This window comes from Acinetobacter sp. ABJ_C4_1, from assembly GCF_044538495.1.
Classification (GTDB): domain Bacteria; phylum Pseudomonadota; class Gammaproteobacteria; order Pseudomonadales; family Moraxellaceae; genus Acinetobacter; species Acinetobacter nosocomialis_A.
In genome coordinates this window covers 86,304-97,486 of sequence record NZ_JBIUCQ010000013.1, presented here as the reverse complement: position 1 = coordinate 97,486, position 11,183 = coordinate 86,304, and the positions used below count along the sequence as shown (strand labels likewise).

General features: G+C 42.0%; 10 protein-coding genes. 6 read left to right on the top strand and 4 right to left on the bottom strand.

The window, feature by feature from the left end; genetic code table 11:
* Positions 1-114 precede the first annotated feature (114 nt).
* A complete protein-coding gene (locus tag ACIF8R_RS14795; protein ID WP_031965435.1) occupies positions 115-738 on the bottom strand; it encodes a TetR/AcrR family transcriptional regulator in 624 nt (207 codons plus the stop codon).
* 149 nt (positions 739-887) lie between these two features.
* On the opposite strand from ACIF8R_RS14795, the gene ACIF8R_RS14790 reads away from it, so the two are divergent.
* The 4 genes from ACIF8R_RS14790 (at position 888) to dnaJ (ending at position 6,853) form a co-directional block, all read left to right on the top strand.
* Positions 888-1,994 (top strand): efflux RND transporter periplasmic adaptor subunit, encoded by a 1,107-nt coding sequence (locus tag ACIF8R_RS14790; RefSeq protein WP_396481590.1) that lies wholly within the window; start codon positions 888-890, stop codon positions 1,992-1,994.
* Complete coding sequence (locus tag ACIF8R_RS14785; RefSeq protein WP_396481588.1) at positions 1,991-5,119, top strand: efflux RND transporter permease subunit; 3,129 nt, start codon at positions 1,991-1,993, stop codon at positions 5,117-5,119. Before ACIF8R_RS14790 ends, ACIF8R_RS14785 begins: the two co-directional genes overlap by 4 nt.
* 139 nt (positions 5,120-5,258) lie before the next feature.
* Positions 5,259-5,636 carry a hypothetical protein gene (locus ACIF8R_RS14780; protein ID WP_396481586.1) on the top strand — a complete coding sequence of 126 codons (378 nt, stop codon included), beginning with the start codon at positions 5,259-5,261 and terminating at the stop codon, positions 5,634-5,636.
* 104 nt (positions 5,637-5,740) lie between these two features.
* Positions 5,741-6,853 (top strand): molecular chaperone DnaJ, encoded by a 1,113-nt coding sequence (gene dnaJ, locus ACIF8R_RS14775; protein WP_263612597.1) that lies wholly within the window; start codon positions 5,741-5,743, stop codon positions 6,851-6,853.
* A gap of 112 nt (positions 6,854-6,965) precedes the next feature.
* Here the strand turns inward: dnaJ and ACIF8R_RS14770 are convergent, their stop codons facing one another.
* The gene (locus ACIF8R_RS14770; protein ID WP_396481585.1) at positions 6,966-7,331 is read right to left on the bottom strand and encodes a hypothetical protein; all 366 of its coding nucleotides are present in this window, start codon (positions 7,329-7,331) and stop codon (positions 6,966-6,968) included.
* Positions 7,332-7,515: 184 nt separating this feature from the next.
* On the opposite strand from ACIF8R_RS14770, the gene dapB reads away from it, so the two are divergent.
* Positions 7,516-8,337, top strand: a complete 822-nt coding sequence (dapB, locus tag ACIF8R_RS14765; RefSeq protein WP_396481583.1) for a 4-hydroxy-tetrahydrodipicolinate reductase — start codon at positions 7,516-7,518, stop codon at positions 8,335-8,337.
* A 51-nt stretch (positions 8,338-8,388) separates the two neighbouring features.
* Positions 8,389-9,042, top strand: a complete 654-nt coding sequence (locus ACIF8R_RS14760) for an START domain-containing protein (protein ID WP_331423629.1) — start codon at positions 8,389-8,391, stop codon at positions 9,040-9,042.
* A gap of 41 nt (positions 9,043-9,083) precedes the next feature.
* On the opposite strand, the gene ACIF8R_RS14755 is transcribed toward ACIF8R_RS14760, so the two are convergent.
* Positions 9,084-10,274, bottom strand: a complete 1,191-nt coding sequence (locus tag ACIF8R_RS14755) for an MFS transporter (protein ID WP_396481581.1) — start codon at positions 10,272-10,274, stop codon at positions 9,084-9,086.
* Positions 10,275-10,278: 4 nt separating this feature from the next.
* Positions 10,279-11,082, bottom strand: coding sequence for a 2,5-didehydrogluconate reductase DkgB (dkgB, locus tag ACIF8R_RS14750; RefSeq protein WP_396481579.1), 804 nt, complete (start codon positions 11,080-11,082; stop codon positions 10,279-10,281).
* Between the last annotated feature and the right edge of the window lie 101 nt (positions 11,083-11,183).

Here is an 11,183-nt window from a genome sequence, read left to right as displayed (position 1 = left end):
AGCTTTGAGCGTAAGAAAATGTGAATTTTTGCTTAAAAAATAACATTTAATTCGCTTATGGTGACTTAAAAGATGACATGCACTCAGTGCAACTTTTGGCAATCGGACTTTGGTTTAATTCCGATATTTGAGCAGGAATAAATGAATTGCATCTTGAATGATATGGTCTAACTCTTGCGCATTGGGTACAGCAATAATTCTAAGTAGAACCTTATGGTGACGTACACCAAGCAACAACGTTAAAAGAAGCTCTGTTTGATAAACGGGATCATCGGCCTGAATAAAACCTAGCTCAGCTGCTTTTTGGAAGAACGCAACTAACAGATTTTGAAGTCGAGTATGGGATGCCGTGAAAAATTGTTCAGCTAAAGGGCTTTCTTCTGCTGCGAGCTCAAATAACACATGTTCAAGCTTTAATGCTTCAGGTGAATAAATAATCTGTAAGGCACGTGAACACACCGTATAGAGTGTTTGATAAAAATCTGCCGATGCATCTAATTCAAATGGTTTAGTGCCTAGAGTCTCTTCACAAGTTTCTGTAATCGCGCAGATAAACAGGTTTGCTTTGTCTTGAAAGTGGTTATAAACCGTGAGTTTAGTAACTCCGGCTTCCTGTGCAATCTGGTTCATGCTGGTACCGTGATAGCCAGATTTTAAAAAAATAGCTTTAGCGGCTTGTAGGATACGAGCACGCTTTTCCAGATCTTTAGGACGACCACTTTGATTAACTGTTTGCACAAAACCCTCTAATAAAAGTTTAAAAAAATAAATATTTATAAGTTTTTCTTTAATTAATGTACCCATGGGTATATTAATTAAAAAATAAACGAACTATGATGCAAACATATTGTGCCTTAAAAAACCAGTTTGAATAAGAGCGATAAGATATGAATCTGTTAAAACCTCTCATCATGAGTATGGTGATTGTTTGCACGGTCACATTAATGGGGTGTAGTAAAGAGGCTCCCAAAACAGAAGAAATACCCTATGTGATGGTGACGCAGCCTTCGACCACACTAAACGAATTAAAAAGCTATGCAGGAGATGTACAGGCTCGACAACAAACAGCCTTGGCATTTCGTGTGGGTGGACAAGTTACGGCTCGCTATGTCGATGTGGGCGACCGAGTTAAAGTTGGACAAGTATTAGCAAAACTCGATGTAGCAGATGCACAGCTACAATTAAATGCTGCCAAAGCTCAATTACAGAATGCACAAGCAGCAGCGAAAACAGCATCAGATGAACTTAAACGTTTTCAACAATTATTACCTGTCAATGCAGTAAGCCGTTCACAATTTGATACGGTTAAAAATCAGTACGACGCGGCGCAAGCAGCGTTACAACAAGCCCGCTCTAACTATGAAGTTTCTGCAAACCAAACTGGTTATAACCAACTCGTTTCTAATAAAAACGGGGTAATTACAGCGCGTAATATTGAAATTGGACAAGTCGTTTCAGCAGGACAAGCGGCTTATCAATTGGCGATTGATGGTGAACGTGAGGTGGTCATCGGTGTACCAGAACAAGCAGTTAGTGAGATTAAAGTTGGCCAAGCGGCATGGATAACTTTGTGGTCTAAACCGAATGAAAAATTTGCCGGATATGTACGTGAAGTTTCTCCTGCGGCTGATCAGTCTCGCACCTTTACAGTTAAGGTAGCTCTCAAAGAAGGCCAATCTGCTATTCAGCTTGGACAAAGTGCACGCGTATTTTTTAGCTCGACTCAAACTAATGTCATGAGTGTGCCACTTTCGAGTGTTTCAGCTACAGATAATCAAGCTTATGTATGGGTAGTCAATGCCAACCAAACTTTACGTAAAGTACCTGTAACAGTTGGGGCATATGGCAGAGATAGTGTACCCGTGTTAACTGGTTTAACACCAAATGATTGGGTTGTGATTGGTGGGGTTCATTTGCTACGCGATAAGCAGAAGATTCACCCGATTGACCGTGAAAACCGTGCGGTGAAAATTCAGGGAGCAACGAAGCCATGAAATTCAATCTCTCGGAATGGGCACTGAATAATAAAGGCATTATCCTTTATTTCATGCTGTTGCTTGGCATTATCGGTGCAATCTCTTATTCAAAACTATCTCAAAGTGAAGATCCGCCTTTTACCTTTAAGGTAATGGTCGTCAAAACCTACTGGCCTGGAGCGACTGCCAAAGAGGTTTCAACGCTGGTGACTGACCGGATTGAAAAGGAGCTGATGACGACAGGGCAGTATGAAAAGATTATGGCCTACTCCCGTCCGGGTGAGTCAATGATCACTTTCTTTGCCAAGGATTCATTGAAGTCGGCACAGATTCCTGATGTTTGGTACAACGTTCGTAAAAAGGTCAATGATATTCGCACTGAACTCCCAAGTGGTGTACAAGGTCCTTTTTTCAATGATGAGTTCGGTGATACTTTCGGTAATATTTATGTACTGACAGGCAAGGACTTTGACTATGCACTACTCAAAGAATATGCCGATCGTTTGCAATTACAGTTGCAACGCGTCAAGGATGTTAGCAAAGTCGAATTGGTTGGCTTACAAGACCAAAAAATCTGGATTGAGATTTCAAACACTAAAGCAGTTCAGCTCGGTATTCCTCTTTCTGCAATTCAAGAAGCCTTACAAAAGCAAAATAGTATGGCAAGCGCTGGTTTCTTTGAAACCGGTACGGACCGTATTCAAATTCGTGTAAGTGGGCATTTACAAAGCGTTGATGAAATTAAGAAAACGCCGTTACTGGTAGGCAACAAAACCATTCAACTTGGTGATGTCGCTGATGTCTACCGCGGTTTTAGTCAACCAGCTCAGCCTCGTATGCGTTTCATGGGTGAAAATGGTATTGGCCTTGCCGTATCGATGCGTAAAGGCGGTGACATTATTGCCTTGGGTAAAAACCTAGAAACGGAATTTGCCCAACTGCAAAAGACTTTGCCTTTAGGCATGAAACTACAGAAGGTGTCGGACCAACCTGTAGCAGTACAACGTAGTATTCATGAGTTTGTGAAAGTACTTGCTGAAGCTGTCATTATTGTTTTGTTAGTAAGCTTTTTCTCTTTAGGTTTCCGTACAGGTTTAGTGGTCGCTTTTTCCATCCCTTTGGTTTTAGCAATGACCTTTGCCGGCATGAATATATTCGATGTCGGGCTACATAAGATTTCTCTAGGCGCTCTGATTTTAGCTTTAGGCCTATTGGTCGACGACGCGATTATTGCAGTCGAGATGATGGCAATTAAGATGGAGCAGGGCTATAGCCGAATTAAGGCCGCCGGATTTGCGTGGAAAACAACGGCCTTTCCAATGCTGACAGGGACACTCATTACGGCAGCGGGCTTTTTACCTATTGCTACGGCACAGTCTAGTACGGGCGAATACACGCGTTCGATCTTTCAGGTGGTGACTATTGCATTATTGGTGTCTTGGGTTGCCGCAGTTTTATTTGTGCCTTATTTGGGTGAAAAACTACTGCCTGATTTTACCAAGACTGGGCATCAAGCACCTTGGTATGTTCGTTTATGGGCAAGATTAACGAAAAAACCGCAACCACAAACTATCGAGATTTCACAGGACCACCACCATTACGATCCTTATCAATCTAGTTTCTATTTACGTTTTAGGAAAATGGTCGAGTTTTGCGTGACCTATCGTAAAACTGTAATTGCGACAACGGTTGGGATATTCGTACTTTCTGTGCTGATGTTTAAAATGGTTCCTCAGCAGTTTTTTCCGCCTTCAAACCGTACCGAGATTTTAGTCGATTTAAAACTTGAAGAAGGCGCTTCGTTAACCGCTACAGAACAAGCGGTGAAAAAGGTTGAACAGTTCCTGTCTAAACAAAAAGGTATTGATAACTATGTGGCCTATGTGGGTACAGGTTCACCGCGTTTTTATTTACCTTTAGACCAACAATTACCACAAGCCAGCTTTGCACAATTTGTGGTTTTAGCCACTTCACTTGATGACCGTGATGAAATTCGTCGCTCGCTAGAAACCCAAATTAAGCAATTACTTCCACAAGTTCGTACTCGTGTGTCATTACTGGAAAATGGTCCACCTGTGGGTTATCCGTTGCAATATCGCGTGTCAGGTGAAGATCTCAATCTGGTACGTAAAGAGGCGCAGCAGGTTGCTAAGGTCATTAGTGAAAACCCGAATACCACCAATGTGCATTTAGACTGGGGCGAGCCGAGCAAGATCATTGCAATTCAAATTGATCAAGACCGTGCTCGACAAATGGGTGTGTCTAGTGTGGATTTGGCGAATTTCCTGAATGCTTCAATTACAGGTAGTGCAATTGAACAGTATCGTGAAAAGCGTGAACTGATTGAGATCCGCTTACGTGGTGATCAAGCTGAGCGTGTTGAAGTAGCTTCACTGGCAAGTTTAGCGGTACCAACAGCCAATGGAACAACTGTACCTTTAGCCCAGATTGCGAAAATTGAATATAAGTTTGAAGATGGCCTGATCTGGCATCGTAACCGTTTACCAACGATTACCGTGCGTGCAGATATTCGTACCAAATTGCAGCCAGCGACTGTTGTTGGCGAGTTAGCGGAATCAATGGATAAATTACGCGCTGAGTTACCAAGTGGGTACCTCGTTGAAGTCGGGGGAACTGTAGAAGAGTCAGCACGTGGGCAAAGTTCGGTCAATGCTGGTATGCCATTGTTCTTGGCAGTGGTCATGACATTACTCATGATTCAGCTGAAGAGTTTGTCGAGAGCAACGATTGTGTTCTTGACCGCACCATTAGGTTTAATTGGGGTAGTTCTATTCTTACTTTTATTCAATAAGCCATTTGGTTTTGTGGCCATGCTAGGAACCATTGCCTTGTCCGGCATGATTATGCGTAACTCGCTTATTTTGATTGATCAGATCGAACAAGATCGGCAAGCAGGGCATCCAACGTGGGAAGCGATTATTGATGCAACGGTACGCCGTTTCCGTCCAATTATTCTTACAGCCTTGGCAGCAGTGCTAGCCATGATTCCACTTTCGCGAAGTATTTTCTTCGGTCCAATGGCTGTTGCAATTATGGGTGGACTGATTGTAGCGACCTTGCTGACATTGTTTTTCCTACCTGCATTGTATGCTGCGTGGTTTAAGGTGAAAAAAACAGCATAAAATACATAAATTTTTTGTGAATAAAGGTGCGAAATATTGAAAAGTCCAATATAGTAGCACCTGTCTTTACACAAAAAATACAGGATTATTTCACTGCATAAAAAATAGGCAAAGTGCAGTGAATTGAGGTGAAATACAGATGGGGCAAGACCATATCGAACAGCATCGCCGTTATATTGTAATTTCTTATGCGTTCATGTTTCTTGCATTGTTTACGGTTATTTTTGCGGCCTTTGCTTATCTGGTCGCTCGTAAAGTAGCTGTTGTGGATGATGCGGAAGTTTGGATTCATGCTCATGCGCTCTGGGTTATGCGCAATGGTATTCTATTCCTCTTCATGTCAGTTTTTGCTGTTGTTTGGTTTATTCCTCTCTTCTTTTTTGCATGGAACAGCAACCTTTGGGTAACGGCATCAACAGTTGCTGGTGTTGTTTTTAGCGCTATTGCTTGGTTATTTTTATTAAATGCATGGTTAAAAGGCTTGTCTAAATATTTAAAAAATAAGGCAGTTTTTTAATATATCTGTTTTTTGAAAGTTTTCCCCTTGTAAATTCGGCTAAAGCCCCCCATTTAGTCGGCAATAGAGTATTGATAAAATTTCCGTGAGGAGCACCGCCAAACATGGCTAAACGTGATTATTATGAGGTTTTAGGCGTTTCAAAAACCGCAAGTGATGATGAGATCAAAAAAGCCTATCGTAAATTGGCGATGAAATATCATCCTGACAGAAACCCTGACAATGCCGAAGCAGAAGAAAAGTTTAAAGAAGCTTCTGAAGCTTATGAGATTTTATCCGACAGCGAAAAGCGCAGCATGTATGACCGTATGGGACATAATGCATTTGAAGGCGGCTTTGGTGGCGCTGGTGGTGGCTTTGGTGGTTTCAGTGCAGAAGATATTTTCAGCCAGTTCGGTGATATCTTTGGTGGAGCGTTTGGTGGCGGCGGACGTCAGCAACGCCAACGTCGCGGTTCAGACTTACGCTATGTCATGGAACTTACCCTTGAGGAAGCTGTAAAAGGGGTTAAGAAAACCATTACCTTTACTGCTCCGGCACCATGTGATGTGTGTGATGGTAAAGGCTCTCAAAATCCAAAAGATGTAGAAACCTGTAAAACTTGTCATGGTTCAGGACAAGTACGTATGCAGCAAGGTTTCTTCTCTGTACAACAAACTTGTGGCACATGTCGTGGCCAAGGCAAAATTATTAAAAACCCATGCCATGCATGTCATGGTTCAGGTGTAGCTGATCGCCAGCAAACATTGGAAGTTACTATTCCAGCGGGTGTAGATAATGGTGATCGCGTTCGTTTAAGTGGTAAAGGCGAGGCTATCCGTGATGGTCAAGCGGGTGACTTATACGTTGAAGTGGTTGTTCGTGAACACGAAATTTTCCAACGTGATGGCGCCGATTTATATATGGACGTACCAGTAAGCATTGCTGATGCTGCACTTGGTAAAGAAATTGAAATCCCGACTTTGGAAGGCCGCGTTAGCTTGAAGATCCCTGAGGGAACTCAAACAGGTAAATTATTCCGTTTACGTGGTAAGGGTGTTCGCCCTGTACGTAGCAGCATGGTGGGTGATTTACTTTGCCGTATTGTGGTAGAAACACCAGTCAACTTAACGTCTCGTCAACGTGAATTACTCAAAGAATTACAAGCATCTTTCGATGGTGAAGACAGTGCTTCTTCACCAAAGAAAAAATCATTCTTTGATCGTTTATTCGATTAATGCTTGATTAGATCGTAAATTAAAAAGAAGGCGGATATTCAAAATATCCGCCTTTTTATTGCGCTGATTCATCTTATTATTTTTATTCTGCTTAAAAGAAAATGACTACCGATTACTCTGTCGGATGAGCGACATCAATATCGTCAACACTTACAATAAATTCGCTTGATGCAACTGGAGCTACTACAGCCTCGACAGTAGCCTGAGTAACTGGTTTTACAGCTATTTTTACTGTTTCTACTTCTGCGATTTTTTCTTCAATGATCGGGTCGATATCTTCAACTTTAACTTCAGCAGTGGTATTGCTTGCTACGCTTGTTTGAGGTGTAGGTGTTGCTGCTTGAGTATTTACGTTTGTGGTAATGCGTGCTTTAGATAAGCTTTCTAATGTGTCCCCAGGTTGGATTGCAGGCTCTGCAAATGCTACTGAACTCATCATCCCCATAACGGCTATTAAGCCCATAATTTTCGAATGCATGCTGAACTCCTTATAGTCATCTTTTTTTCATTCGTGGGTCCGTAGTGTGCAGATCAATTCTTTAACTTTTGTGAAAACTGATTAAATTTCGGTGCATCTTAAAAAATATTTTTTACTTTTTATTGTGAGCAAAGAGTTTTGATATAGTAAGCCAATTACGTAAAACACAAGATTGGGAAGGATTATGTCAGCAGCTCCACGCATTGGTATTTTGGGTGCAGGCGGCCGTATGGGTCGTATACTTATTCAGGCAGTACAACAAGCAGGTTATCAATTGGGAGCCGCTGTTGTACGCCCAGAAAGTACTTTAATCGGTGCTGATGCTGGTGAACTTGCAGGAGTGGGTTCAATTGGAGTGAAGCTTACGGGAAGCTTGGCTGAGGTTCTTAAAGACTGTGACGTTGTAATTGACTTTTCGACTCCTGCTGCAACATCTGAGCATCTAAAGCTATGTCGTGAAGCTGGGGTAGCTATCGTGATTGGGACAACGGGAATGTCCGATGAACAAAAAACTGAGCTTGATGAAACGGCAAAACATATACCTGTTGTATATGCTGCAAACTATTCTGTTGGCGTAAATGTATCAATCAAGTTACTTGAGCTTGCAGCAAAAGTATTTGGCGATACAGTAGATATTGAAGTGATTGAGGCTCACCATCGTCATAAAGTAGATGCACCATCTGGTACAGCGTTAATGATGGGTGAAGCGATTGCTGATACTTTAGGCCGTAACTTAAAAGAAGTTGCTGTTTATGGCCGTGAAGGGCATACCGGTCCACGTGATCGCCAAACCATTGGTTTTGAAACCATCCGTGGTGGCGATATTGTAGGTGAACATACTGTCATGTTTATTGGTGAGGGTGAGCGTGTTGAAGTCACTCACAAAGCCACGAACCGTATGAACTTTGCTGCTGGTGCAGTACGAGCTGCAGCATGGGTTGTAGGTCGTGAAGCGCACAAATACGACATGAAAGATGTTTTAGGATTGAACGACGTACAGGTGTAAACCATCTGTATACGTCGCATATGTGGCGAGAAAAACAAGATAGAGCAGAACATGAATAAAAAACAAATTGCTTTGACCACTCTTCTTTGCTTAAGCAGCCTCTATGCAGGGGCTGCCTCTACAGACAAGGCGAAACTTAGCCTTGACCGTAATCATATTAAAGTGTGGACCTATCAAAAGGCTGATAACCCAGTCTTTCAATACAAAGCTGAAACAACCTTTGATGTACCTATTGAACGTGCTGTTGCGGTGATTTTAGATGTAAAACGCGCAGCGCAATGGGTGCCTTATATGGGTAAAGTTGAAATGCTGTCTCAGGATGAGAAAAAGGGTGAATTTACGTTATATATGGTGTTGGATTTTCCTTTTCCGCTAAAAGACCGCGATGTTGTGGTGAAAGGAAAAATGAGTAAAGCTGCTAATGGCGTTATTACGATTAAGAACACAGCAATTAATAGTAATTATCCGATTCAACCCGATGTGGTTCGTTTAACTCGTTATGAAGGTGAATGGACGTTCCAGAAACTAGCGAACAACAAAGTTAAAGTAACCACGAGTGGCTATGCTGACCCAGCGGGTTCAATTCCTTTAAGCTTTGTAAATATGTTTGTTCAGCAGCAACCGTATCAAATGCTGCTTAAAATGAAGCGGGAAGTAATGAACCCGATTTATGAGCAACCTAAATTGCCCGATATTTTAAAATAATAAGCAATAAAAAAAGCGCCTGACTTCAGGCGCTTTTTTTATTAGTCTGAACATTGTTGTAAAGCTTGTGTCGGGCTGTTTTCTCGTTTGATTTGGAATAAAACCAGTAACAAACCTAACCCAGCCAGTAATGCACCAGCAAATGATACTGCGCTATAACCCCAACCTAAATCGAGTACTAACGCACCTGCTGCTGCTCCAACTGCGTTACCTAAGTTAAAGGCACCGATATTCACTGAAGAGGCAAGGCCCGGTGCTTCATGAGCAACTGACATTACACGCATTTGCAAAGGTGGAACTAAAGCAAAGGTTGCGGCACCCCAGATCACTAAGGCAATGGCTGCGCCAATATGACTTTGTGCAAGGATTGGGAAAGTCACCATCATTACAATTAACAGAACTAAGAAACCAATCAGAGTTTTGTTAATGGATAAATCTGCAAAGCGACCACCTAAATGGTTACCAATTGAGAAACCGACACCAATCAACACCAACATAAAAGTAATGAAGGTCGGTGAAGCATGAGTAAACTCAGTCAAACTTGGCGCGATATAGGTATAAAGCGTAAACATTGCACCTGCACCGAGTACGGTGGTAAGTAATGCAAGTACCACAGGGCCACGTGTTAATACTTTCAACTCAGCTTTCACATTTGGTTTTTGGGCAACCATACCTTGCGGTAATGCTTTCCATAAAGCGAGCATGGTAATCACACCCAGTAAGGAAATTGCAAGGAACGACATACGCCAGCCAATGTTTTGTCCTACCCATGTTGCCAACGGTACACCACCAATATTGGCAATGGTTAAACCCATAAACATAGTTGCCACAGCACTGGCTTGTTTGTGCGCGGGTACAATACTCGCTGCTACAACAGAGCCAATCCCGAAGAAGGCACCGTGGTTAAGGCTCGTAATGAGACGTGCACCTAATAAGCTCATATAGCTTGGTGAAAACGCTGCGATCAGGTTACCCACCGTAAAGATTGCCATCAGAAAAATCAGTGCATTACGTCTAGCAAAACCACCAAACCACAGGGTCATGAATGGGGCACCTAGCATGACGCCAAGTGCATAGCCCGTAATTAGCATTCCGGCTGTTGGAATTGAAATACCTAAATCATTAGCGATATTCGGAAGTAATCCCATTGGAGAGAATTCCGTAGTGCCAATAGCAAAGGCACCAATTGCCAATGCCAGTAACGAGAACGCCGTATTTGATTGAGTGTTCATGAGTTTAGTCCCAAACTGGTGCCCATGGCTCTGGGCTAACTTCACGACTGTTACGGTCGAGTTCAGCAATCATTTGCATTTCAGCTGAAGTTAACTCGATATCCTGTGCTTTTAAATTGCTAATCAGGTTTTCACGTTTAGTCGAAGATGGAATGACTGCAAAACCACGTTGCAATGCCCATGCAAGTGCAATTTGCGCTGTTGTTGCTTTATGTGCTGCTGCAATTTCAGCTAAAACAGGGTCTTGAAGCACTTTGCCGTACGCAAGCGTCATATATGAAGTAACATCAATCTTCTTCTCTTGTAAGAAATTTACAAGTTTATGGTTTTGAAGATAAGGACTTAGTTCAATCTGGTTTGTTGCAATATGCTCTACACCAATTGTGTCAATTGCTTGTTGAGTAAGTGCAATATTGAAGTTTGAAATACCAATTTGTTTAGTTAAGCCCTGTTGTTTTGCTTCAAGTAAAAGCTGCATGATTTCAGGAATCGAAACGCCTAAATCCGGTGCTGGCCAGTGAATCAAAGTTAAATCGACATGGTCAGTACGAAGCTTTTCTAAGCTCTCTTTTAAGCTTGGAATAAACTTATCTTGCGCAAAATTATCTACCCAGATTTTTGTGGTTAGAAATAGGTCCTGACGTGATACACCGCTTTCGGCAATCGCTTGACCAATCGCTGCTTCATTTCCATAAATTTGAGCAGTATCAATTACACGGTAACCTACGTCTAAAGCAGTTTTAACAGAATCAATCACCGCTTGTTCTTGAAGACGGAAAGTACCTAGACCAAAACGTGGGATATTCATGTGTTCACCTAAATTTGAATAATCATTTAACATGACATGCATTTTGCTTTTTTTATTGTTGCGAAAAAATACATGAATAAGCAAAATATCTTTGATCATTA